21 protein-coding genes and 1 tRNA gene are annotated in these 24,186 nt (G+C 61.7%); 18 read left to right on the top strand and 4 right to left on the bottom strand.

Annotated features, from left to right (window positions below):
* Positions 1-114 precede the first annotated feature (114 nt).
* The 18 genes from P3G66_RS18525 (at position 115) to P3G66_RS18440 (ending at position 18,144) form a co-directional block, all read left to right on the top strand.
* A complete protein-coding gene (locus tag P3G66_RS18525; RefSeq protein WP_073513327.1) occupies positions 115-1,056 on the top strand; it encodes a hypothetical protein in 942 nt (313 codons plus the stop codon).
* Entirely contained in the window at positions 1,053-2,036 is a 984-nt protein-coding gene (locus P3G66_RS18520) for an HAD-IIA family hydrolase (protein WP_007731903.1), read from the top strand. Before P3G66_RS18525 ends, P3G66_RS18520 begins: the two co-directional genes overlap by 4 nt.
* 76 nt (positions 2,037-2,112) lie before the next feature.
* Positions 2,113-2,355: a hypothetical protein gene (locus P3G66_RS18515; RefSeq protein WP_003946140.1), complete on the top strand. Its 243-nt coding sequence runs from the start codon at positions 2,113-2,115 to the stop codon at positions 2,353-2,355.
* Between the two features lies 1 nt (position 2,356).
* Entirely contained in the window at positions 2,357-3,196 is an 840-nt protein-coding gene (locus P3G66_RS18510) for a TlyA family RNA methyltransferase (RefSeq protein WP_003946142.1), read from the top strand.
* A complete protein-coding gene (locus P3G66_RS18505) occupies positions 3,193-4,140 on the top strand; it encodes an NAD kinase (protein ID WP_003946132.1) in 948 nt (315 codons plus the stop codon). The genes P3G66_RS18510 and P3G66_RS18505 overlap by 4 nt, the downstream gene beginning before the upstream one ends.
* Before the next feature lie 2 nt (positions 4,141-4,142).
* The gene (gene recN / locus P3G66_RS18500) at positions 4,143-5,921 is read left to right on the top strand and encodes a DNA repair protein RecN (protein ID WP_211920116.1); all 1,779 of its coding nucleotides are present in this window, start codon (positions 4,143-4,145) and stop codon (positions 5,919-5,921) included.
* An 86-nt stretch (positions 5,922-6,007) separates the two neighbouring features.
* The gene (gene steA / locus P3G66_RS18495) at positions 6,008-7,192 is read left to right on the top strand and encodes a putative cytokinetic ring protein SteA (RefSeq protein ID WP_007731902.1); all 1,185 of its coding nucleotides are present in this window, start codon (positions 6,008-6,010) and stop codon (positions 7,190-7,192) included.
* On the top strand, positions 7,189-8,142 hold the full coding sequence (locus P3G66_RS18490; RefSeq protein WP_007731900.1) for a copper transporter: 954 nt from the start codon (positions 7,189-7,191) through the stop codon (positions 8,140-8,142). Before steA ends, P3G66_RS18490 begins: the two co-directional genes overlap by 4 nt.
* A gap of 156 nt (positions 8,143-8,298) precedes the next feature.
* A complete protein-coding gene (locus tag P3G66_RS18485; RefSeq protein WP_003946139.1) occupies positions 8,299-10,059 on the top strand; it encodes a CTP synthase in 1,761 nt (586 codons plus the stop codon).
* A gap of 6 nt (positions 10,060-10,065) precedes the next feature.
* Entirely contained in the window at positions 10,066-10,698 is a 633-nt protein-coding gene (locus P3G66_RS18480; protein WP_276116973.1) for an NUDIX hydrolase, read from the top strand.
* A 1-nt stretch (position 10,699) separates the two neighbouring features.
* A complete protein-coding gene (gene xerD / locus P3G66_RS18475) occupies positions 10,700-11,623 on the top strand; it encodes a site-specific tyrosine recombinase XerD (protein ID WP_007731892.1) in 924 nt (307 codons plus the stop codon).
* Between the two features lie 143 nt (positions 11,624-11,766).
* Positions 11,767-12,780: a ParA family protein gene (locus P3G66_RS18470; RefSeq protein WP_276116972.1), complete on the top strand. Its 1,014-nt coding sequence runs from the start codon at positions 11,767-11,769 to the stop codon at positions 12,778-12,780.
* A gap of 50 nt (positions 12,781-12,830) precedes the next feature.
* Positions 12,831-13,652, top strand: coding sequence for a segregation/condensation protein A (locus tag P3G66_RS18465; protein WP_046379919.1), 822 nt, complete (start codon positions 12,831-12,833; stop codon positions 13,650-13,652).
* Between the two features lie 41 nt (positions 13,653-13,693).
* The gene (gene scpB, locus P3G66_RS18460) at positions 13,694-14,377 is read left to right on the top strand and encodes an SMC-Scp complex subunit ScpB (RefSeq protein ID WP_037127047.1); all 684 of its coding nucleotides are present in this window, start codon (positions 13,694-13,696) and stop codon (positions 14,375-14,377) included.
* Positions 14,378-14,454: 77 nt separating this feature from the next.
* The gene (locus tag P3G66_RS18455) at positions 14,455-15,852 is read left to right on the top strand and encodes a pseudouridine synthase (protein ID WP_276116971.1); all 1,398 of its coding nucleotides are present in this window, start codon (positions 14,455-14,457) and stop codon (positions 15,850-15,852) included.
* A gap of 11 nt (positions 15,853-15,863) precedes the next feature.
* Positions 15,864-16,544 (top strand): (d)CMP kinase, encoded by a 681-nt coding sequence (cmk, locus tag P3G66_RS18450; protein ID WP_170320421.1) that lies wholly within the window; start codon positions 15,864-15,866, stop codon positions 16,542-16,544.
* Positions 16,541-17,968 (top strand): ribosome biogenesis GTPase Der, encoded by a 1,428-nt coding sequence (der, locus tag P3G66_RS18445; protein WP_042924680.1) that lies wholly within the window; start codon positions 16,541-16,543, stop codon positions 17,966-17,968. The genes cmk and der overlap by 4 nt, the downstream gene beginning before the upstream one ends.
* Positions 17,969-18,070: 102 nt before the next feature.
* Positions 18,071-18,144: transfer RNA gene (locus P3G66_RS18440), tRNA-Pro, on the top strand.
* A 101-nt stretch (positions 18,145-18,245) separates the two neighbouring features.
* Here P3G66_RS18440 and P3G66_RS18435 read toward each other — a convergent pair.
* The 4 genes from P3G66_RS18435 to P3G66_RS18420 form a co-directional block, all read right to left on the bottom strand.
* On the bottom strand, positions 18,246-18,479 hold the full coding sequence (locus tag P3G66_RS18435) for a tyrosine-type recombinase/integrase (protein WP_276116970.1): 234 nt from the start codon (positions 18,477-18,479) through the stop codon (positions 18,246-18,248).
* A gap of 4 nt (positions 18,480-18,483) precedes the next feature.
* Complete coding sequence (locus P3G66_RS18430) at positions 18,484-19,563, bottom strand: hypothetical protein (protein ID WP_276116969.1); 1,080 nt, start codon at positions 19,561-19,563, stop codon at positions 18,484-18,486.
* A 943-nt stretch (positions 19,564-20,506) separates the two neighbouring features.
* A complete protein-coding gene (locus tag P3G66_RS18425; RefSeq protein ID WP_276116968.1) occupies positions 20,507-22,348 on the bottom strand; it encodes an AAA family ATPase in 1,842 nt (613 codons plus the stop codon).
* A gap of 1,094 nt (positions 22,349-23,442) precedes the next feature.
* A complete protein-coding gene (locus P3G66_RS18420; RefSeq protein ID WP_276116967.1) occupies positions 23,443-24,123 on the bottom strand; it encodes a hypothetical protein in 681 nt (226 codons plus the stop codon).
* Positions 24,124-24,186: the final 63 nt, after the last annotated feature.

Here is a 24,186-nt window from a genome sequence, read left to right as displayed (position 1 = left end):
GCGCCGATGGTACTGCACTCGACAGGGTGTGGGAGAGTAGGACACCGCCGAACACCCGTTAACCGAAAGGGGACCCAACATATTGGGTCCCCTTTCGTGCGTTGTATGAGAGGAATGACTGTGTCGGAGAATGGCGACGAGCGTCGGTCCTTCCGTGGGGGAGGAGCGCCTCGATCAGGTGGCCCCCGTCGTGACAACGACGGGCGTGGATCACGCGGCGCTGCAGGCGGAGACCGCCGCGGTGGTGCCGGAGACAACAACCGTGGCGGTGCTGGAAACAGTAACCGCGGCGGCGGATTCAACGGCGGACAGCGTCGCGGCGGCGAGGGTGGGTTCACCCCTCGTGGACGCGACGGCGACCGCAACCGTCAGCAAGCACGACCTGACGAACCGGATTTGCCCGACAACGTAGAGCCCACGGAGTTGGACCCGGCCGTTCGTCGGGATCTGCTCAGCCTCGACAAGGACAACGCCAACACGGTTGCGCGTCACCTCGTCATGGCGGGCAAGCTCGTCGACGAAGATCCGGAACTCGCACTGCTCCACGCTCGCGCTGCCCGTCAGCGCGCCGGCCGAATTGCGGTCGTTCGTGAAGCCGCCGGAATCACCGCGTACCACGCCGGTGAATGGGCTGAAGCTCTCTCCGAGCTTCGTGCTGCCCGTCGAATGGCTGGCGGACCGGGTCTGATCGCTGTCATGGCCGACTGCGAACGCGGTTTGGGTCGACCCGAACGCGCGATCGAGCTCGGCCGTAGCGACGAGGCTGCCCTGCTTTCGGGCGACGAGGCGTCTGAGTTGAGGATCGTCGTCGCGGGCGCCCGCATGGATCTCGGTCAGTTCGACCAGGCAGTTGTCACACTGCAGACCAAGGATCTGGACGCAGCGCGTACCGGTGAAGCTGCGGCTCGGCTGTTCTACGCCTACGCCGATGCCCTCGTTGCAGCTGGTCGTGTCGAAGACGGACTGAAATGGTTCCTCAACGCTGCAGCTGCTGACCTCGAGGGTGACACGGATGCTGAAGAACGGGTGGCCGAGTTGACCGGAGAAGATCAGTGACCGTGCTTCGTACTCAGTACGACGTACTTTTGCTCGATCTCGATGGCACTCTGTACGCCGGAGCTCATGCGATTCCCGGCACCCAGGCCGCTCTCGGTCAGGGCACGCAGGCCTTGTACTACGTGACCAACAATGCGAGTCGCTCGCCTTCGGCAGTGTCGGCGCATCTGACCGAACTCGGTTTCGATTCCGAAGACGATCGTGTCGTCACCAGTTCTCAGACGGCAGTGCGTCTGCTGTCGGAGCGTCTCGAACCCGGTGCCGCTGTGCTCGTCGTCGGTACCGACGCATTGGCCGACGAGGTGACGCGCGTCGGGTTGCTTCCGGTGCGCGAATTCGCGGATTCTCCGGTTGCTGTCGTTCAAGGACATTCGACGGAGACCAACTGGTCGATCCTTGCCGAGGCGTGCTTGGCGATCCGGGCCGGTGCGCTGTGGGTAGCGGCAAACCTGGACACAACACTGCCGTCGGAGCGGGGTTTGGTGCTGGGCAACGGCTCGATGGTGGCAGCTCTACGCGCTGCGACCAAGCAGGAACCGTTGGTGGCAGGTAAGCCTGCTGCACCGCTGATGGAGGACGCGCTCGCTCGCAGCGGGTGCTCGCGTCCACTGGTGGTCGGTGATCGTTTGGACACCGATATCGAAGGCGCACAAGCTGTTTCGATCGACTCGTTGTTGGTTCTCACCGGTGTGAGCACGCCGGGTGACGTACTGCGGGCTCCGGTTGAGCAGCGCCCCACCTACATTGCAGCAACTCTGGATTCGCTCAATCAGCCGGCCGTCGAATCGCTGGTCGGTGCGGACTCCAAGTGGTCTGTCTCCGTGAACGGGTCGGCGCTGGTTGTCGACGGCCCGGTTGTCGGGGACGAGATGTCGCTTCTACGCGCGGTTGCGCCTGTCGCATGGGCTAATCCGTCGTTCCGGACCCTGGAAGCGTCGGATGCCGGCGTGGCGGATCTGTTTGCATCCTGGCTCGTCTGATCTCTCGCAAATGTGTTCGACTCGCGGGGGTGCGGGTGTATGCGTAACCGAGAGTCATGCACTAACGTTGTGCCCGATGAGCACGCCGACACCGCACCCCGGAAACACGAGTAACGGATCTCCGTTGCCCGGGCCACGCCCTTCCGTCGATCCGGAACGCATACGTTCTGACGTCGACGGTTTGCTGGCGCGCCTGGGCGGCATCGAACAGGATCCGAACGATCAGCACGGAGCAGGTGTGATTCCGCAGAAGGCACATATTTTGGAACAGGCACACGAGGTGCTCGTCCAGGCACTCGCCTCTGTGGACAGGGCTTGACGTGGCACGTAGAGCACGGGTGGACGCCGAACTTGTCCGTCGCGGACTCGCACGGTCACGAGATCATGCGCAAGAACTGATTTCCGCCGGGCGAGTTCTCATCTCGGGAGCCGTTGCGACCAAGCCTGCGACGGCGATCGAAGCCGGAACGCCACTTCGGGTCGTCGAGGTGGAGCAGGAAGTTTCGTGGGCGTCGCGAGGTGCTCACAAACTGATCGGCGCACTCGACGCCTTCGGTGCCGAAGGATTGACGGTCGAAGGTCGCCGTTGCCTCGACGCCGGCGCATCCACCGGTGGGTTCACCGATGTTCTGCTGACGCGTGGTGCGAAGGAAGTTGTCGCAGTCGACGTCGGCTACGGACAACTGGTGTGGCGCCTGCAGTCCGATGACCGGGTGCACGTCATCGACCGAACCAATGTTCGTGCAATTGATGCAGAGACCATCGGCGGAACTGTCGATCTCGTTGTCGCGGACTTGTCGTTCATTTCTCTCAAACTTGTACTCGGGGCGTTTGTCGCCTGTACTGCTGACGGCGCGGACCTGGTTCCGATGGTCAAGCCTCAGTTCGAGGTGGGCAAGGACCGCGTCGGTGCCGGTGGCGTCGTACGAGATCCGGAATTGCGAATCTCGGCTGTGCTCGACGTGTCGGAGGCTGCTGCAAAGGTAGGTCTGCGGACGTTAGGTGTCGTGGCCAGCCCATTGCCCGGTCCGTCGGGAAATGTCGAGTATTTCCTGTGGCTTCGAAAGACAGGTTCGCCCGGTGATCACGAGCCGGACACCGAGGGAATTCCTTCGGTGGAGGACATGATTCGCAAGGCTGTAGAGGAAGGGCCCCAGTGAACGCGGTCACGAACGGCGAGTCGCGCGAGATCCTTCTTGTCGCACACCCTGGTCGACGTGACATCACGGAAACCGCCAAACGAGTCGGGAAGATTTTCGAACGGGCGGGAATCGGGCTGCGAGTCCTCGTCGACGAAGCAGACAGCTCGCGCATCGAAGCAATGACGGAACCCGCGGGCTTCTCTGCGCCGGGTCTCGACGTCACGGTTGTTCATCCCGGCCCTGATGCTGCCGTCGGATGCGAGTTAGTTCTGGTTCTCGGTGGTGACGGCACATTTCTGCGCGCCGCCGAACTCGCTCAAGAAGCGTCCATTCCGGTACTGGGCATCAACCTCGGACGGATCGGATTTCTGGCAGAGACCGAGGCCGAGCATCTCGACGAGGCGCTCGCACAGGTAGTTCGCAAGGAATATCGCGTCGAGTCCCGTATGACACTCGACGTCGTGATTCGGGTGGACGACGAGATCATCGATCGCGGGTGGGCGCTCAACGAGGCCAGTATCGAGAATCGTTCGCGTCTGGGAGTTCTCGAAGTTGTCCTCGAAGTCGACGGCCGACCGGTGTCTGCCTTCGGTTGCGACGGTGTTCTCGTGTCCACTCCTACAGGCTCGACCGCTTACGCATTTTCCGCAGGCGGCCCTGTCGTGTGGCCCGAACTCGAAGCTTTGCTCGTCGTACCCAGCAACGCGCATGCGCTGTTCGCGCGGCCGTTGGTCACCAGCCCGAATTCGATCATCGCGGTGGAGACCGTCGCCGGTAGCCACGACGGCCTGGTCTTCTGCGACGGTCGTCGTACGTTGGAACTGCCTGCCGGCGCTCGCGTCGAGATCGTTCGCGGCGCCACTCCCGTCAAGTGGGTCCGGTTGGACTCTGCGCCCTTCGCTGATCGGATGGTTCGCAAGTTCGAGCTTCCGGTTACCGGATGGCGAGGAAGGAAGCCTTAATCGTGCTCGCAGAGATCCGTATCGACAGTCTTGGTGTGATCTCCGAGGCCAGCGCCCAGTTCCACGAGGGCCTGACCGTCCTGACCGGTGAAACCGGCGCAGGTAAAACGATGGTCGTCACCAGCTTGCACCTCCTCAGCGGAGCGCGAGCCGATGCCGGGCGGGTGCGGTTGGGCGCGTCGCGAACCGTCGTCGAAGGACGATTCATCGCCGACGACGTCTCACCGGCCACCGAGCGTGAGATCGTCCGAATCCTGGAATCGTCCGGCGCCGAGCGCGACGAGGACGGGACCATCATCGCCGTCCGGACAGTCGGCAGCGACGGCCGCTCACGGGCTCATCTCGGCGGACGAAGCGTGCCGGCGGGAGTTCTCTCCGAATTCACGGACCCACTTCTGACTGTCCACGGACAGAACGATCAGCTGCGATTGCTTCGTCCCGACCAGCAACGCAATGCGCTGGACCGCTTCGGGGACAAGGCAATCGGAACGCTGCTGACGAGGTACCGCAAACACCGTCGTGAATGGCTCGATGCTCGTTCGGAGTTGATCGAACGCACGTCGAAGGCTCGTGAACTGGCGCAAGAAGCAGATCAGTTGACCTTCGCGCTCAACGAAATCGACGGCGTGGCACCCGAGCCAGGCGAGGACACGGCGATAGTTGCCGAAGTTCGACGACTCAGTGAACTCGATTCGCTCCGCTCGGCTGCGGAAGAGGCGCACGCTGCGCTCGCCGGTAGTGACGACATGGCAAGCGGCGACGTCGGGGTCATGCCGGCGCTAGACCTGATGTCCGAAGCGCGGGCGCGTATCGAGTCGGTCACCGACGCAGATCTGGACGGCCTCGGTTCCCGGTTGGCCGACGCTATTGCCGTCGTCACCGATGTTGCCGGTGACCTGAACACCTATCTGTCCGGGCTGCCCGCAGACCCGGGTGCGCTGGACTCTTTGCTGTCGCGGCAATCGGAACTGAAGACTCTGACTCGCAAGTACGCCGCCGATGTCGACGGGGTTCTCGAATGGGCAGATACCGCTCGCGCTCGTCTGTCCAAACTCGACGTGTCCTCGGATGCGTTGTCGCTGTTGGCCAAGCAGGTCGAGGAGACGGCTGGCCTCACCGCGGAAGCCGCCACAAAGCTGAGCGCCGCGCGAGTCAAGGCAGCGGCAAAGCTCGCCAAAGCCGTCAGCGCGGAACTCGCCGGTCTGGCGATGGGACGTGCGGGTCTCGAGGTGACTGTGCGTTCGCAGCCTGCCGGCCCGCAGGACTCGGCGCCGCTCAGCGTCGGGGGAGTAGACCTTCATGCCGGGTCTGCCGGCGTCGACGAGGTGGAATTCCGTCTGTCTGCGCACAGCGGGGCACCGTCACTTCCGATCAGCAAGAGCGCTTCCGGTGGCGAGCTGTCACGCGTCATGCTGGCGCTCGAGGTTGTTCTCGCTGGTAGCGACACCGGCGCGACGATGGTTTTCGACGAAGTGGACGCGGGGGTCGGTGGTCGCGCTGCTGTCGAGATCGGCCGCCGATTGGCGAAACTTGCTCGTACGCATCAGGTTATCGTCGTCACCCACCTTCCGCAGGTTGCTGCGTTTGCCGACACCCACCTCGTGGTGGACAAGGTCGACGACAAAGGCGGAGTGGTGAGCAGTGGCGTGCGGACCTTGTCGGATTCGGATCGGGTGGTCGAATTGGCCCGTATGTTGGCAGGGCTGGACGACACCGAGACCGGTCGTGCGCACGCCGAAGAACTGCTCGAGATCGCGAATGCGGCCCGCGTCACAGATTGAAGGTTCTGTGGTGTTGGTGTGACTGATGTGGTAGTTGTCGGCGCGCCTCCACCGGTCAACGCGGTTTCAGGTTCATCATCGAAGCCATGAAGATGCCCGGATTGCTCTCACGTAACACCGAATCCTTGCCTGGGATCAGTGGCATCGCCAGGGCCGATCGGAACACGGCGAAGCTTCTACGCCGCGTCGGTCCTGGAGACATCGTGATCCTCGACGAAGTCGACATCGATCGCCGGACCGCCGATGCTCTGGTGAAAGCCGGAGTCATGGCCGTGGTCAACGCGTCGCCGTCGATTTCGGGGCGGTACCCCAACCTCGGACCGGAAGTGATCGTCGCCAACGACATCGTTCTGATCGATGCCGTCGACGGTGACGTCTTCAAGAACGTCAAGGACGGCAGCAAGATCCGCCTGCACGAGGGCGAGATCTTCAACGGCGAGAAGAGCCTCGTCAAGGGCGAAGAGCAGACCGAGGCCGAGATCTCCGATCGGATGATCGAGGCCAAGACCGGCCTGGTCGATCACCTGGAAGCGTTCTCGGGTAACACCATCGAGTTCATCCGCACCGAAAGTCCTTTGCTGATCGACGGAATCGGTGTTCCGGACATCGACATCGACTTGAAGGATCGCCACGTCGTGGTCGTCTCCGACGGACCCGAACACGAGGCCGATCTGAAGAACCTCAAGCCCTTCATCAAGGAGTATTCGCCGATCCTGATCGGTGTCGGCGCAGGTGCGGACGTGTTGAGCAAGGCCGGATACCGCCCCGATCTGATCGTGGGCGACCCGGAAGAGATCACCAGTTCCACCCTCAAGTCCGGCGCGGAAGTTGTTCTGCCCGCAGACCAGGACGGTCATGCGGCGGGGCTTTCCCGAATCCAGGATCTCGGCATCGGGGCGATGACGTTCCCGGCGACCTGCTCACCGACCGACCTTGCGTTGCTGCTCGCCGATCACCACGGCGCTTCACTGATCGTGACGGTCGGCAACGTGGTGTCCTTGGACGAGTTCTTCGACCGTGGGCGTCGTGAAAGCAATCCGTCGGCGTTCATGACACGGCTCAAGGTTGGGCCGAAACTGGTCGACGCCAAGGCTGTGGCAACGCTGTATCGAAGTCGAGTGTCCGGCGGCGCGATCGCGCTCCTGGTGCTCGCCGCCCTGGTGGCAGTGATCGTCGCCCTGGTCGTGTCCAATGCCGGTAGTGAAGTTCTCGACTGGGCAATCGCAACGTGGAACAGCTTCGCGCTGTGGGTTCAGGGGCTCTTCAAGTGATTTCGATGCGTCAACATGCAATTTCCATAGCGGCAATCTTCCTGGCACTCGCGATCGGCGTGGTGCTCGGTTCCGGAATGCTGTCCAGTGGATTGCTTTCGGGTCTGCGCGACGACAAGGCGGACCTGCAGAACGAGATCGAAGACCTCAATCAACAGTCCAATCAGCTTCAGCAGCAACTCAATTCCGCGGACGGCTTCGATGCCGCTGTCGGCGGTCGCGTCGTGCGTGACAGTCTCGCTGGTCGCACCGTCGTCGTCATCACGGCACCGGACGCCGATCCCGGTGATCTCGACGGTGTCAACCGACTCGTCACTGCCGCCGGCGGTGCCGTGACCGGACGCGTCTCGCTCACCGATTCGTTTGTCGACGCCACCGGTGGTGACCGCTTGCGGACCGTCGTCACCAATGTCATCCCTGCGGGGATCACCCTCAAGACCGGTGCGGTCGATCAGGGCAGTCTCGCGGGTGATCTGCTCGGTTCGGTTCTGCTTCTCAACGGGCAGAACAGCGAACCGCAGAGCACTCCGGACGAGATGAATCTCGCGCTCGACTCGCTGCGTAGCGCCGGTTTCATCAGCTACGACGACGGAGCGGTCAAGCCGGCTCAACTCGCGGTGGTTCTCACCGGCGACAACAAGAGTGAATCCGACGCAGCCACCGGTAACCGCGGCGCCGTCATCGCCCGGTTCGCCGGTGCTCTCGACGGACGCGGCGCAGGAACGATTCTCGCGGGCCGGCCTGGCTCGGCCGAGGGCAGTGGTCCGGTTGCCGTCGCTCGTGCGGACGCGGCGCTCTCAGCGGGCTTGACGACCATCGACAACATCGATCGGGAGTCGGGCAAGATCACCACGCCGTTGGCGCTGCAGGAACAGTTGAACGGCGGCGCCGGCCGCTACGGCACGGGACCGGGAGCGGCGGCGGTCACCGTCGGCGCACCCACCAACTGAACACCCCGGTATTGATACGCCGGTCACATCGGGGGCGGAAAGTCGGCGCGTTGTAGGCACCGACCCCCGATAGGTGTTACCGTGAAATCCCGTGGGTCGGCAGGCCCCAGCATGCATCATCAGACCAAGCCCTGCACAGTCGTCACGGGAGCCCCTTTGCCACAGTCACGCACTAACACGCGTACCGCCACCAAGCACATCTTCGTCAGCGGAGGTGTAGCTTCCTCGCTCGGCAAAGGTTTGACCGCCTCGAGCCTGGGACAGTTGTTGACCGCGCGGGGAATGCGCGTGACCATGCAGAAGCTCGATCCCTATCTCAATGTGGATCCGGGCACCATGAACCCCTTCCAGCACGGCGAGGTCTTCGTCACCGAAGACGGTGCCGAGACCGACCTCGACGTCGGACACTACGAGCGGTTCCTCGACCGTGACCTCTCCGGCCAGGCGAACGTCACCACCGGCCAGGTCTACTCGACGGTCATCGCCAAGGAACGCCGCGGCGAGTACCTCGGCGACACCGTTCAGGTCATCCCGCACATCACCGACGAGATCAAGCGTCGCATCCTCGAGATGAGCGGTCCGGATCTGCAGGGACACCGCCCGGACGTCGTGATCACCGAAATCGGTGGCACCGTCGGCGACATCGAATCGCAGCCCTTCCTCGAAGCCGCTCGCCAGGTCCGCCACGACGTCGGCCGCGACAACGTCTTCTTCCTGCACGTCTCCCTCGTGCCGTACCTCGGCCCCTCCGGAGAACTCAAGACCAAGCCCACGCAGCACTCGGTTGCGTCGTTGCGCAGCATCGGCATTCAGCCCGACGCGCTGATCCTTCGTTGCGATCGTGACGTTCCGCAGGGCCTCAAGAACAAGATCGCCCTGATGTGCGACGTGGACGTCGACGCCTGCATCTCGACGCCCGACGCTCCCTCGATCTACGACATCCCGAAGGTTCTGCACCGTGAGGGCCTCGACGCCTACGTCGTTCGCCAGCTCGGTCTCCCGTTCCGCGACGTCGACTGGACCGTGTGGGGCAACCTCCTCGATCGTGTTCACCAGCCGCGTGAGACCGTGCGCGTCGCGTTGGTCGGCAAGTACGTCGACCTGCCCGACGCATACCTATCCGTCACCGAGGCACTGCGCGCCGGTGGATTCGCGAACCGGTCCAAGGTCGAGATCTCCTGGGTCCCGTCGGACGCCTGTGAGACCGAAGCCGGAGCGCAGGCCGCTCTCGGTGACGTCGACGGTGTTCTGATCCCCGGCGGCTTCGGCATCCGCGGCATCGAAGGCAAGCTCGGCGCGATCCGTTTCGCACGTTCGCGCAAGCTGCCGCTGCTGGGTCTGTGCCTGGGTCTGCAGTGCGTCGTCATCGAAGCTGCTCGTAGCGTCGGCCTCGACGATGCCAACTCGGCCGAGTTCGAGCCGGACACCAAGCATCCGGTCATCTCGACGATGGCTGATCAGGAAGACGTCATCGCCGGTGACGCCGACCTCGGTGGCACCATGCGTCTGGGTGCTTACCCGGCCGTGCTGACCAAGGGTTCCGTCGTCGCTCAGGCCTACGGAACCGAGGACGTTTCCGAGCGTCACCGTCACCGTTACGAGGTCAACAACACCTACCGCGACCGGATTGCCAAGTCCGGCTTGCAGTTCAGCGGAACTTCACCGGACGGCCACCTGGTCGAGTTCGTCGAGTACCCGCGTGAGCAGCATCCGTTCTTCGTTGCCACCCAGGCACACCCGGAGCTCAAGAGTCGCCCGACACGCCCGCACCCGCTGTTCGCCGCCTTCGTCGAAGCAGCGTTGACGTACAAGCTCGAAGAGCGCCTGCCCGTCGACGTCCACGGTGACGAGAAGATCGACACCGCCGCCACCGAGACGGCGCTCGACGCTGCAGTCGAGAACGTGGAAAAGGTCTAGCCACAGATGAGCGATCCCGGTCGGCACGAATTCGACACCCTCGGCTCCAAGACGGTCTACACCGGCGCGATCATCGCGTTGCGCGTCGACACCGTTGCGATGCCTGGTGGTCAGCGTGCCGATCGGGAAGTCGTCGAGCATCACGGCGCCGTTGCCGTCGTGGCACTGGACGAGCACAACAACCTGGTGCTGATTCACCAGTACCGTCACCCGCTCGGGCACCGGTTGTGGGAAATCCCTGCCGGTCTGCTCGACGCTCCGGGGGAGAGCCCGGTCGAGGCGGCAGCGCGCGAGCTGGGCGAAGAAACCGGACTCGGCGCCGATCGATGGTCGGTGCTGGTCGATGTCGCTCTCTCACCCGGGTTCACGGACGAGGCGGTTCGCGTCTTCCTCGCCGAGGGGCTGCACGAGGTGGAGCGCGACGATCCCGAACACGAAGAAGCCGATCTCGAGATTTCGCGGGTTCCGCTCGCCGACGCCGTCGACATGGCGCTACGCGGCGACATCGTCAATGCCACAGCGGTATCGGGCATTCTCGCGATCGCCACCGCACGCGCGACGGGAAAGCCGCTGCGCCCCGCCGACGCACCGTGGCCCGATCGTCCTCGCGCATTCGGAGAACGCAAGTCGCGAGCCTGAAGTGCTTGCCCGACAGGTGGACTCGTATCTCGACCATCTAGCGGTCGAGCGAGGATCTGCGCGCAATACGCTACTTTCCTATCGCCGCGACCTGAATCGGTACGCGGAGTACCTGCACGGACGCGGCATCGACGACGTCGCGGGCGTGACGGAGAACGACGTCACCGAATTCGTGACACATCTGCGCCTGGGTGACAAAGATTCCGGCGTCGTACCATTGGCGGCCAGTTCGGCAGCACGCACCCTGATCGCGGTTCGCGGATTCCACAAGTTCTCCGCCGCCGAAGGTCTGGTCAGCGTCGACGTGGCCCGAACGGTCAAGCCGCCGACGCCCGGACGCAAGCTGCCCAAGGCCCTGCCTCTCGACGACGTGATCGCCCTGCTCGACGCTTCGGGTGGCGGTGCTGCCGGTGACGGGCCCCGCGATCTGCGGGATCGCGCTCTGCTCGAGCTCCTGTACTCGACCGGAGCGCGAATCACCGAGGCGATCGATCTGGACGTCGACGACATCGATACCGAAACTCGTTCCGTGCTGCTCAAGGGCAAGGGCGGCAAGCAGCGGATCGTCCCCGTCGGCAGGCCGGCGATCGCCGCGGTGGACGCGTATCTCGTCCGGGGGCGCCCCAGCTTGGCGACGCGCGGTGTTCCTGCCCTGTTTCTCAACGCTCGCGGTGGACGCCTCTCGCGTCAAAGCGCGTGGCAGATACTTCAGGATGCGGCGGCGTCCGCCGGGATCAAGGCGGACGTCTCACCCCACACGCTCAGGCACTCGTTTGCCACACACCTGCTCGACGGCGGCGCGGACGTACGCGTCGTGCAGGAACTTCTCGGTCACGCTTCGGTAACCACGACGCAGATCTACACACTGGTCACCGTCACCGCGTTGCGCGAAGTGTGGGCTCAGGCACACCCGCGTGCCCGTTAGGGGTTGGTTGGCTCATGCGTGTCTGCGAGACCATTCGGTGATGTAAGCGGTAGCGTTCAAGGAGCGCGAGCGGCCTCCACCGCAGTTTCGGGGGTTTGCCGGCGCCGAGAGCAACCGCCGAAAGAGTAGGGGAGCATCGGACCGTGTCGACATCGCAGCCACCAGCGGCGGAGTCCGCGCCGCCGCATGTCAATGCCCAACTCTTCGAGCGCGTGAACGAATCAGCACCAGCTGTACCCTCCGAACCAGAGGCGATGTTCGAAATAGATACGACGCCAGTAGCCTCTCCACCTGCGGAAACCCTCACCGTTTCCGTGGAAGAACTCGGCCCGACAGGTCGACCGGTCCGCGAGGTACCCCAACCGACACCGTTGGCGCACCACGGACCCGCGATGATCATCGCGATGTGCAACCAGAAGGGCGGCGTCGGCAAGACGACGTCGACCATCAACCTGGGTGCATCGTTGGCTGAATACGGTCGTCGAGTGCTCCTGGTGGATCTCGATCCGCAAGGCGCGTTGTCTGCCGGACTGGGCGTTCAGCATCACGACCTCGAACTGACCGTCCATAACCTTCTGGTCGAACCACGTGTGTCCATCGACGACGTGCTGATGCGAACCCGGGTAGACGGCCTCGACCTGCTCCCCAGCAATATCGACCTTTCGGCCGCCGAGATCCAATTGGTCACCGAGGTCGGGCGTGAGCAGACCTTGGGACGCGTGTTGCACCCTGTTCTCGATCGGTACGACTACGTGCTCATCGACTGCCAGCCGTCGCTTGGCCTGCTCACCGTGAATGCGTTGGCCTGCGCCGATTCGGTCATCATTCCGATGGAATGCGAGTACTTCAGCCTGCGCGGCCTGGCACTGCTCAACGACACCGTCGAAAAGGTGCACGACCGTCTCAATCCGAAGCTCGAGTTGGCCGGCATCGTCGTCACGATGTTCGACGCTCGGACCCTGCACGCCCGTGAGGTGATGGCACGCGTCGTCGAGGTGTTCGGCGACGTCGTCTACGACACGGTGATCAACCGCACCGTTCGATTCCCCGAAACCAGCGTCGCCGGTGAGCCGATCACGACGTGGGCGCCGAAATCGGCTGGGGCCGAGGCATATAGAGCATTGGCCCGCGAGGTCATTCACCGGTCTGGTCGTTAGTGGAACTGATTGCATCGCAAGAAGATTCGGTCGAAGTCGAGCCGGATTCGATCGACCCGAACGTGCCGACCGACGCTCAGACCGCAGCCAAGGCTGCCGGTTTCCGAGTCACTCTCAGGAACTTCGAAGGCCCGTTCGATCTGCTGTTGAACCTGATCAATCAACGGCAACTCGATGTCACCGAAGTCGCCCTGCACACCGTCACGGACGATTTCATCGCATACACCAAGGAACTCGGCAGTGCGATGGGCCTCGATCAGACAACAGAGTTTCTGGTCGTCGCGGCCACGCTTCTGGATCTGAAAGCCGCAAGGCTGTTGCCCGCCGGGCAGGTCGAGGACGCGGAGGATCTGGCGCTACTCGAAGCCCGCGACCTTCTCTTCGCGCGACTGCTGCAGTACCGGGCGTACAAACAAGTTGCGGCGCTGTTCGGTGAGTTGGAGGAAGCAGCGCTGCGGCGCTATCCGCGCTCGGTTGCCGTCGAGGATCAGTTCACCGAACTCCTGCCCGAGGTGTTGTTGGGCGTCGATCCTCAGCGTTTTGCGGAGATCGCGGCGACGGTGTTCACACCGCGTCCGGTGCCGACAGTGGGCCTCGATCACCTCCATGTGTCCAATATCTCGATACCCGAACAAGCCGAGCGAATTCTCGAGTTGCTGCGCGAGCGAGGCATAGGGGAGTGGACACCCTTCGGGGACCTCGTTGCCGAGTGTGAGATCACCGTCGAGATAGTCGCAAGATTTCTCGCGTTGCTCGAGTTGTATCGCCGGCAGGTCATTGTGTTCGAGCAACCCGAAGCACTCGGACCGCTGATGGTGAGTTGGACCGGAGACGACCCTGCCGCGCCGGTCACAGAGGAGGACTACGGATGAACGCCGAGCCGACGGAATCAGAGTCTTCGCAGCTAGACGAGATGATCGAGCCTACCGAACACGCCTCGGAGTCCGAAGATTCCGCCCCCGATTTCGAACTCGACGACGATCAACTCGACGCAGTGCTGGAGTCGCTTCTGCTTGTCGTGGATTCGCCGGCCGAAGTGAACCAACTCGCATCTGTCACCGGAACCGCGCCGGAACGAGTCGAAGAACGCCTGACGTCGATGTCAGCCGCATTGACCGCTCGCGGCAGCGGAATGGACCTTCGCTACGCGGGCGACGGATGGCGTCTGTACACGCGACAAGAGTTTGCCCCGTACGTGGAAAAGCTGCTATTGGACGGCGCACGCACCAAATTGACCAGGGCGGCATTGGAAACTTTGGCCGTAGTCGCATACCGTCAACCGTTGACTCGTGCGCGGATCAGTGCGGTACGAGGCGTCAACGTGGACGGGGTGGTACGCACCCTCCTTGCCCGCGGACTGATCGCGGAAGCCGGGCCTGACCCGGACACCAACGCGACACGGTACTCCACGACCGAACTGTTCCTCGAACGGCTCGGCCTGGCCTCGCTGAGCGAGCTCCCGGAGTTGGCCCCGCTCTTGCCTGATGTCGATCTCATCGACGACATCAGCGAAAGCCTGGAATCCGATCCGCGATTTGCGAGAATGAACAAGGCAGACGTGCCCGCTGACGTAGTGGACACCGAAGTCGACGACTGACCGGAATCCCGGCGCTCGTCAGCACCGAGAAAGACCCGACCACGCTCGGGAAACAGTAGAAAACTGACAGGAAAAAAGTGAACAATCCCGCTCGCCGAGATGGCACACCGGACCGTAACAACTCCCGCGACAACCGCGGCGCACGCAGCGATGCCCCCCGTGGTGGTCGCAGCGACGCCCCCCGCGGCGCACGTAGCGAAGCGCCCCGTGGTGGACGCAGCAACACTTCCCGCAGTACCTCGGGATACGACCGCAACGCCGGATCCGACCGTCCCCGCACGGACGACCGTCGCGGTGGATTCAATGATGACCGTCGCCCGCCGCGCAGCGATGACCGTCGCCCCGCACGTACCGACGACCGTCGTGGTGGCTACAACGACGACCGTCGCGGACCGCGCACTGACGACCGCCGCGGACCCCGCAGCGATGACCGCCGTACCCCCCACGTCGACGCCCGTCGCGCACCGCGTGGCGGCGGTGACCGTCGTAGTGACGATCAGCGCGGCGCACGCCCCGACGCTCCTCGCGGCGGCGCATGGTCGAACGCACCTCGTGGGTCCAAGTTCGACGGACCTCCGCGCAAGCGCCCGGCAGCCCCGACACCGCCGGCGACCAACAAGCGTGGCAAGCCGAAGACCGAGAAGCCGCAGCGCGTCGTCTCTCAGAACCCGTTGGTCTCCAACGCCAAGCCGGCGCGTCATCAGCATGCCGAGATCACCAAGCACGACGGCCCGCCGAAGGGCGACGGCGTCCGCTTGCAGAAGGTGCTGGCTCAGGCCGGCGTCGCATCACGCCGCGCTGCTGAAGAGCTGATCGATCAGGGTCGCGTCGAGGTCGACGGCCGCATCGTGATCGAACAGGGTCTGCGTGTCGACCCCGAGAACGCAGTGGTTCGTGTCGACGGCGTCCGCGTCGTCGTGCAGAAGGACCTCGTCTACCTCGCGATGAACAAGCCGCGTGGCTGGCAGTGCACCATGTCCGACGATCTCGGTCGTCCGTGCGTCGGTGACATCGTCTCCGAGCGCGTTCAGTCGGGTCAGCGGCTCTTCCACGTCGGCCGTCTCGACGCCGACACCGAAGGCTTGCTTCTCTTCACCAACGACGGCGACCTGGCTCACCGCCTGATGCACCCGTCGTTCGAGGTTCCGAAGACGTACCTCGCCACGGTTCACGGCGTTGTCGAGCGCAGCACCGGCAAGCAGTTGCGTGACGGCGTCACCCTCGACGACGGTCCGGCCAAGGTGGACGCGTTCACCGTGCTCGAGATCAACGAGGGCAAGACGCTCGTCAAGCTGGTTCTGCACGAGGGCCGTAAGCACATCGTGCGTCGCCTCCTCGATGCCGTCGGTCACCCCGTTGTCCGCCTGGTACGCACCAACGTCGGAGTTGTCGCTCTCGGCGATCAGCGTCCGGGAACGCAGCGCGTCCTCGGACGTAGCGAGGTCGGTGGACTGTACGAGGCGGTCGGCCTGTGACCGATTCGTCCATGCCGCTGGTAGTCGCTATGGACGGACCGTCCGGAACCGGCAAGTCCAGCGTCTCTCGCGCGTTGGCGCAGCGTTTGGGCGCTCGCTACCTCGACACCGGAGCCATCTACCGGATCGCGACCCTGCACGTGCTGCGTCAGGGAATCGATCTGGCGGATTCCGCCGCGATCACGGCCGCCGTTGCGGCGTTGCCATGGTCCATCGGTACCGATCCGAGCAGCGAGCAGGTGCATCTCGACGGCGCGGACGTCAGTGAGGAGATCCGCGGCGACGCGGTCACCAAGGCTGTCTCCGCGGTGTCGGCTGTACCCGAGGTTCGTGACCTGCTGGTCGCCACTCAGCGTGAGTTGGCGGCCGGTGCGGAGCGGATCGTCGTGGAAGGTCGCGACATCGGAACCGTCGTACTCCCCGATGCAGACGTCAAGATCTTCTTGACCGCATCGGCGGAAACCCGTGCGGCACGGCGCAATACGCAGAACATCGGCCAAGGCCGTGAAGACAATTACGAAGCGGTGCTGGCTGATGTGCAGCGCCGTGACCATCTCGATTCGACTCGGGCAGTGTCGCCGTTGCGCCCTGCCGACGACTCCATTCTGGTGGATACGAGCGAATTGGGAATTGAAGATGTGATCGCCAAGTTGCTGTTGGTGGTCAGCGACAGAACTGGAGCAGTGCAGTGAGCGACGATCTGGTAACCGAATATGCCGGTGACGGAACTTGGTCCGAGGAATCGGAGTGGGATTACGCCGATCTCGAAGCGGACGGCGAAGGCGAAGCGCACATTGCCGTCCCGACCTTGGCTGTTGTCGGTCGACCGAACGTCGGCAAGTCGACGCTCGTCAACCGCATCATCGGCCGTCGTGAAGCGGTAGTCGAAGACATCCCCGGCGTTACCCGTGACCGCGTCTCGTACGAGGCGAACTGGGCCGGACGACGCTTCCTAGTCCAGGACACCGGCGGATGGGAGCCCGACGCAAAGGGTCTTCAGCAGGCGGTCGCACGTCAGGCGGAGTTGGCCATGGGAACGGCTGACGCCATTCTCCTGGTCGTCGACGCTGTTGTCGGCGCTACCGCGACGGACGAAGCTGTTGCTCGCGTGCTTCGCCGCTCGAAGACTCCGGTCATCCTCGTTGCCAACAAGGTGGACGACGGACGCACCGAGTCCGAGGTTGCAGCGCTGTGGTCCTTGGGCCTCGGTCAGCCGTACTCCGTGAGTGCGACGCACGGCCGCGGTACCGGAGACCTGCTCGACGAGGTTCTCGAGAAGCTGCCGGAAACCCCGCGTGAAGGTATCCCCGGCGGCGGTCCGCGTCGTGTTGCTCTCGTCGGAAAGCCGAATGTCGGAAAGTCCAGCTTGCTCAACAAGCTGTCCGGTGACGAGCGGTCCGTCGTGCACAATGTTGCCGGCACCACCGTCGACCCCGTCGACTCCATTGTCGAACTCGGCGGGCGCCCTTGGCGTTTCGTCGACACGGCTGGTCTGCGCAAGCGCGTCAGCCATGCCAGCGGGGCGGAGTTCTATGCGTCGCTGCGTACGAAGAGCGCGATCGAGGCCGCTGAGGTTGCGATCCTGCTGATCGACGCGCACGAGCCGATCACCGAGCAGGACTTGCGTGTTCTGAGCATGGTGGCCGACACGGGTCGTGCATTGGTGATCGCATTCAACAAGTGGGACCTCGTGGACGAGGACCGTCGACTCATGCTGGACAAGGAAGTGGACCGCGATCTGGTCCGCGTTCCGTGGGCTCAGCGAGTCAACATCTCCGCCCACACCGGTCGCGCCGTGGCGAAGCTCGTGCCGGCTCTCGACACGGCTCTGGAGTCCTGGGACAAGCGCGTCCCCACGGGTCGCCTGAACACCTGGCTCAAGGAAGTTGTGGCAGCAACGCCGCCTCCGATGCGTGGTGGTCGCCTTCCGCGCATCATGTTCGCGACGCAGGCAAGCACGCGCCCGCCGACATTCGTTCTCTTCACCACGGGCTTCCTCGAGGCCGGCTACCGCCGCTTCATCGAGCGGCGTCTGCGTGAAGAGTTCAACTTCGACGGCAGCCCGATCCGCGTATCCGTCCGAGTGCGCGAGAAGCGTGACCGTAAGGGCCGCTGATTCTGCGTCCAATTCGGTACTGAAACGGCTCTGACCAGCCGATTGGTACTTCGGCCCGTCCCTGATGTAATCTTTCCAAGCGCCCGAAACAAGGGCGTGGGACGGGCTGTGGCGCAGCTTGGTAGCGCACTTGACTGGGGGTCAAGTGGTCGCAGGTTCAAATCCTGTCAGCCCGACGCAGATCAGAGGCACTATCCAGAACATTGGGTAGTGCCTCTACTGCTGTCTGGACCGCAGATGGGCCGCATAAGTTTTTCCGGACCGCAATAGACCGCAGTCAGTCATCACCGATGGCTTTGAGCTTGGTTGGGTCGACGTGAGCGTAGACATCCATGGTGATGCTTGGACTTGCATGCCCGAGGATGAGCTGGACATCGACATGGTTCATGCCCTCAGCGAGAGCTTGGGCGGCCGCTGAATGCGGTAGCCAGTGGACCGTTACGTCGTCGGATACGCCCGCCAAGGCTGCAGCGGGGGAGAAGTAGCGACGGGACCAGTTCCGCAGTCGCACCGCATCACCCTTTGCTGACTGAAATACAGAAACTCATCTGGCTTTTGTCTGCGATCTGAACGCGCAGAGGCTCCACCAGCGACGAGCGGAACGGCACCCAGCGTTCCTGGTGGGGATTGGTTTCACCGACGACCAAGCCGAGCTTGTGGACCTCGACGACGCCCTCCACGACGTGAAGTTTTCGATTCACCAGGTCGATCTCGCCGACGCGAAATCCGGACAGTTCTCCAGCACGTAGACCGGTCGCGCCGAGTAATCGCACGATCAACCCGTTCGTGGTTGGCGTTGACGGTGGAATGACCGGCACACCGTCGTCGTCCGTCGGTAACTCCGCAACAGGCTTTAGGTCGGTACGCGAACCCGGCCGTTTGGTGGCCGCTCGATAGTCAGCAGCGCAAGCGACTCGCTCGACCTCTACGGGGGTCAGGAACTTAGGGGTCTTGCGCGGCAGTCGGGGGAGCGGGACGTGGTCGGCGGGGTTCGCATGAATAAATCCGTCACGCATTGCGGAGACGAGAATCTGCGAGAACACCTTGTGAGCTTGACGCACCGTGGAAGGTGCCAGAGTTGTTCCTGTCTTGCTTCCGGTAGCGGCGAGCGTCGTGACCCAGCGCGCAACGGCAGAGTGTTTCACCTCCGCTATCGGCGTCGAACCCCATGTCGGCAAGATATAGGCGCGCACCAACGTGAGGTAAGTCGTGCGGGTCCCGACCGCTTTGAACTCACGATGTGCCCACGAGTCGGCTATCTCAGCGACCGTGGTCCCCCTCTTGGCTGGGTCGACGTATCGGCCTGTTTCCAGCTTGGCTGTCTCGCTGTCTGCACAGGCTTTTGCCTCTGCTTTGGTTCGGAACGATTTGCCCTGTTCCTTGCCGTTGTCGTCTACCCACCGCGCCTGGTACTGCAGACCCTTGCCATGCCGCGCGCTCGGTTTCTTCGTTGTCCTGCACTCACAAGCGCTATGGATCGGTTCACGGTTCTCGTCGACAAGATCCTCGTGGGTGTGCCAGCGGTCAATGACACCAGCGCGTCCGTTTCGTTTGGTTTGTCGTTGGGTGCTCTGGGTGGATAAGTGTAGGAGCATCCTCGCACCATTGATTAACTAGTCGCCTAAGAAATCCGCAGCGAAAGCGCGCCGCTTATCGAGTGCATGTCAATGCTACCGGCCATTGAACAAGCATCGGTCAGTGATAGAATGACTATCGCCGATGGTCAATTTGACAACCAGCAGGTTCTGCTCACGATCGGGAGTGTCTATTAGGTTTGGTGCACTTCGATAGACTGCCAAGCGTAATCACTGCACGCTTCGGGCCCTTATGCTTCGCTACGATAGTTTTACCCGATGCATCTCGATCTGCGTCGAATTTTAGAGACTTGCCTGTCTTTGTGTAGGTCTTGAAAACAACACCGCCGTGGCAATCATTGTCTCGCGTCCACCATAAGTTGGTTTCTGGGTCCTCGGCGTAATGGTTGCCACGCGAGTCCTGCAAGCAAGCAATGCAGTTGCTGATAGGGAACCTGGTTATCTCACCGTCCACGTTCTCACCCAAGTTTCGCGTGGGAAGGGCGCCGTGCGCCAGTTTCAAAGCGATGTCGGCTTCTTTGCATCTGCGGCAAGATTTACCAGTACTGCAAAGCACCTCCCAATTCTTCTGAACAGTAGCTATATCGATGCCGTTCTTCGGCATATTAGAGAGATCGCCGACAAGTAGGTCTCTTCTGTCATCGACGGAGTAGGCTCCGCATACATGACGACAATCGTCATGCAACCTAGGGTCGTCTGCGAGCTCAAACACTGCCGTCGCGACCCTGTTCATAAGCGTTCCGACGCTGTTCGGCTGCAATCCGCTGTCTTCGAGCCAACTATTCAAGTTATCTATGAAGTGAATATAGGTACTGCTTCCCATCCGCGCACCTGGAGCTGCATCGATCCAATCTATTAGATTCACCCAGAAACTTGGAGTAGTCAAACTCGGCCCGCGAGGAATCACCAAATCAGGATCAAACAGTATTTTTCTATTCATCCCTCAATGTTCCGATTCTAGGCGTTTGATTGTCGCCTTCATTATTGCTTGAGTGTCTTCTAGGCTACTTCCTATGAATCCGGTGGGCCAGTCGCTGAGATCGCCCATGCTTGTGAACTCTATGCGTCGACTTCGGGCGCCAGCAGGGATGTTCGATTCTTTTCCGCAATCGTCGGGCTCAACGAAAGTCAAGTGAACCTTATCCGGCGTTAGCTCGCCCTCCGCGATTCGCCGACGGACGCGTGTAATTAGAGACTCGCTGTGCGTCTCAATTACATAGTTGACGTCGGGTCGTGAATATATGAAGAAGTCAGCTAATTTGGCCTGGACGTCAGGGTGCAAGTGTAGTTCTGGCTGTTCCACGATGAAGATTGAATTTGGCGGCGCTGCCAGTCCCGCTATTACAATAGGAACAGTTTGGCTAACTCCAACGCCCAAGCTGGTCAAATCGCGCCTTTTGCCTTCCCAAGTTACCTCGAGACCTACGCCGATCTTTCCGTAAGACGTAGCCGAAATAGAAGAACCGATTCCAAGATATTCGATCCATTGCTCGACGGCAACGGCAAGTGTTTGCTGCAACTTCTGGCTAGTGTGGCCGATCGGAGGGCTTTTGACGGAAACAATCCGTTCTCTGTTCTTTGCGTAGTAATTTGCAGTCAGTTCACCGCGACTGCCGACGGGAAGTCCGGGCGTCACAGAGTTCCATTGACTCCAAACCACCCGGGGTTCATCACGCAGCGGTCCGAGATAGTTGATCCTTCTGCTTAGGTCTTGCCAAGACTCTGTAAATGCATCGATTTCGTTAATGACGTCTTTGTATATGTCGAATAGCTCGGCCTCTAGGATGCCAATGTTTTCTTCGTAATACCATGAAGAGAATCTGCTTGGGAAGCGCCACGGTCCAAATTTGAGGGATACTGACGGAACCTTGCACCGTTCTTCTACCGCATTGAATATTAGTTCTTCTATTTGACTTTCGTTCAGTCTGATAAGTTCCGAAACCAACTTTTCTTCATTGCTATTATGGTGGATAGGATGGGTATCCTTTGGGGGCCTTTTACCTTTGTGTCGTCGGTTGGGGGCCAGGTTGGATAGCTGGTGAGATAGATCATGATGGAGCGAACTGACCACGTACTGTATTGAATGACGATACTCTAGAGATGTGTCGATGACGCGTTTTCCATCTTCTGCCCAATCCAGATACACCTTAATTAGCTCGCGCAATCTCTTGGTATACTGCTTTCGTAAGGTGCCTTGCGGGTAAAACTTGGTTATTTGTACGCATCGCAGACCGCGGAAAGAAACGTAAGTCCGGGCGTACTTGCCACTAGTGAGACGTACGCCGTCTGTCTTCAGGTGTAGAATTGAGTAATTGGAGGCGCCGTCTAGGGAGTCCATGACTATACCAGCGTCTATCTTGGTGACGTAATCCTTGGAAAAATGTAAAGCTGGATTTGCATTGTTTCGTCGTTGTATCGAAAGGTCGGTTAAGTGCATCTCCGAGTTAAGCGGATCAGCGTCGTTTATTTCCGCCGCGTCGTGACTGCTCGGCGCAGATGACGAAATCTGAAAATCAAATTGGCGTTCTTCTTCGCTAATCGTGAACTTTGCAGTCGACTGGTCAGCTCCGTCGCGCACGAGATCGGTCGCCTTCCCTAGCCGGACCAAGGGGCCATTGAGCACGATTCCGTCTCGTGCCTGACCGGATTGGCGGAGAAGGAGAAGGGACTGTAGCAGCGAAGTCTTGCCGCTGCTGTTAGTACCAGTCAGGATTGTTGTTGTCCCCGGTGCGAGGTCCAGCTCACAGGCAGAAATGCCCTTAAAGTCGCGTACACGCCATTCCATAAGTAGCAACATACCGTGAAGTGGATCACGTCCGGACCGCGGGCTCTCGGTCAAGTCATCATCTGAGCGGTATCGTCGACAAGTTCCACGTCGCGATCCGTGCAGTACCTCGCTTAGTCAGCAGCTCATCGGATTTGATCCAGGATTTGCGCTCGTTACCAGGTGCATCTTTGAAGTCATCGTAGGAAGGGAACTGCGCAGGATGTGGCAGGCGGAAGAAGTAGGTCGGCCTTCCCCATGTCCCCGAATCCCCGCGGGCCCTAGTCCATACAGAACACTGGAATCGGGACGATCGGCTTGGCGGGGTTGATAGCCTCACCCGCGTAGTTTCTCCCGAGAATTCCAAGTAATTCGGTTCTTCAAATCGTGACGCGTCAATCTAAAAACGGTGAAGATGCGTTTCGCCGTGGTATGGCGAATGTTGCATTAAATGGCATCTGATCTGATCTCTGCCAGAAATTGACATGCGGGATGGCATTGCCTCGTGGTACGACTGGTATCCGGATCGTGTGGGCTGTATTGGCGGTCGCCACTGGGATTCTGGAATCCACGACGGCGCAGTGGCCGATCTATGAGATCACCATTTCGAAATAGACCTCGGCCTGCTCAGTTCCGTCGATTGTTACCGCTCGATTCACGACTACTTCGGACGAGGGCACTTCTTGGTGCTTCATTGGCGGTGGCCCTGTGCGTCATCACGGCCGTGATCCCACGACCATTCGTTTCGCGGATCGTCTCGCCGACAATGCTTTGTGCTGCAGTAGGGGGTTTCCTTACCGCTTTCAGCTCTGATATGCCATCTCTGATTTCGATGGTGGGGAGCCTCGGTGCGGCCGTGCTGGCTGGTGCTGGTACTTGCTGCGTTGCTGCAGGGGATCACATTGCGCAACAAGGGCGCCATTGCGCGTGCGCGCGGTGGGCTTCGCAATACGCGGACGAGTGGGTGATCAGGCGGGGGTGAAGAACAGTTCCATCGAGATCCAGAACCGCGCCACCATTACCGCGATCGGAACGAACGCGATCGGAACGAACGCAGGACTAATGGCAAAGCATATGTAGGTGATCGGTGGCGGGCTGGATCCCCGTTCCACCGACTATGCGACTTCGGGGATGTCTTGAGGCTGAGTCCGGAGAGCCCACGCCCGGGCCGCAACGAACGTCATGGCCAATACGAGAACGACCAGCAGTACGACCGCGATCCAGGTGGGAGTGGTGGTGGAAAAGCCCAGCCTCCACGCAGTACCGACACCTACAGTCGTCGCAGCCAACGCCCCGACCGGAAGCATCGCCGCCACCGCTCGCGTCGTGCGAACAGTAAGTCGATCCCCGGCAGCGCGAAGGACTCCGAACACGGCGGCGACCGAAATGCCATACGCCAGGAGACCGCTGACGGCATAGACCAGGAGCGGGGACCATCCGATATCAACCGACCCGGTGAATGCCATGCCGATCAAGACCAACAGGGGCGTCAACCCAAGCGCGACGCCTGCGAGGCCTGCCACCACAGTTGGAACCATTCGATTGTCCTGGCCTCCGGAGATTCGCACGCCCGCGAGGCGGAGCACGAACCCGGTCAGCGCGCCCAGAAGGGCGCCGATCACCGCAGCCTCGATGGGCCAGGTCCATTGCGATTCACCCGCGAAGCCCGAGATTGTGGTGCCACCCGAAAAGAGGGTGATCGTGGCGGACGCCTGTGCCGATCCCTGTGTCAGCGCCGCCGTGACGATGGCAACGGTCGCACCGAACAAAGCAAACCCGAGTGCCTGTTTCCACATCTAGCCATCTTGACCCATCCCGCGGGAGAATTCGGCACAACGGCAGTCTCGTCCGGATGCCTT

Origin of the sequence: Rhodococcus sp. C3V, assembly GCF_029269915.1 — a bacterium.
GTDB lineage: Bacteria > Actinomycetota > Actinomycetes > Mycobacteriales > Mycobacteriaceae > Rhodococcus_F > Rhodococcus_F qingshengii.
This window is presented reverse-complemented; position numbering and strand designations above follow the sequence as displayed.

What these genes read in the sequence shown, in the direction of transcription:
- P3G66_RS18525 (WP_073513327.1), top strand. Translation starts at nt 115, where the DNA reads ATGACTGTGTCGGAGAATGGCGACGAGCGTCGGTCCTTCCGTGGGGGA.
- P3G66_RS18515 (WP_003946140.1), top strand. Translation starts at nt 2,113, where the DNA reads ATGAGCACGCCGACACCGCACCCCGGAAACACGAGTAACGGATCTCCG.
- steA (WP_007731902.1), top strand. Translation starts at nt 6,008, where the DNA reads ATGAAGATGCCCGGATTGCTCTCACGTAACACCGAATCCTTGCCTGGG.
- P3G66_RS18480 (WP_276116973.1), top strand. Translation starts at nt 10,066, where the DNA reads ATGAGCGATCCCGGTCGGCACGAATTCGACACCCTCGGCTCCAAGACG.
- scpB (WP_037127047.1), top strand. Translation starts at nt 13,694, where the DNA reads ATGATCGAGCCTACCGAACACGCCTCGGAGTCCGAAGATTCCGCCCCC.
- cmk (WP_170320421.1), top strand. Translation starts at nt 15,864, where the DNA reads ATGCCGCTGGTAGTCGCTATGGACGGACCGTCCGGAACCGGCAAGTCC.
- P3G66_RS18430 (WP_276116969.1), bottom strand. Translation starts at nt 19,563, where the DNA reads ATGCTCCTACACTTATCCACCCAGAGCACCCAACGACAAACCAAACGA.
- P3G66_RS18425 (WP_276116968.1), bottom strand. Translation starts at nt 22,348, where the DNA reads ATGGAATGGCGTGTACGCGACTTTAAGGGCATTTCTGCCTGTGAGCTG.
- P3G66_RS18420 (WP_276116967.1), bottom strand. Translation starts at nt 24,123, where the DNA reads ATGTGGAAACAGGCACTCGGGTTTGCTTTGTTCGGTGCGACCGTTGCC.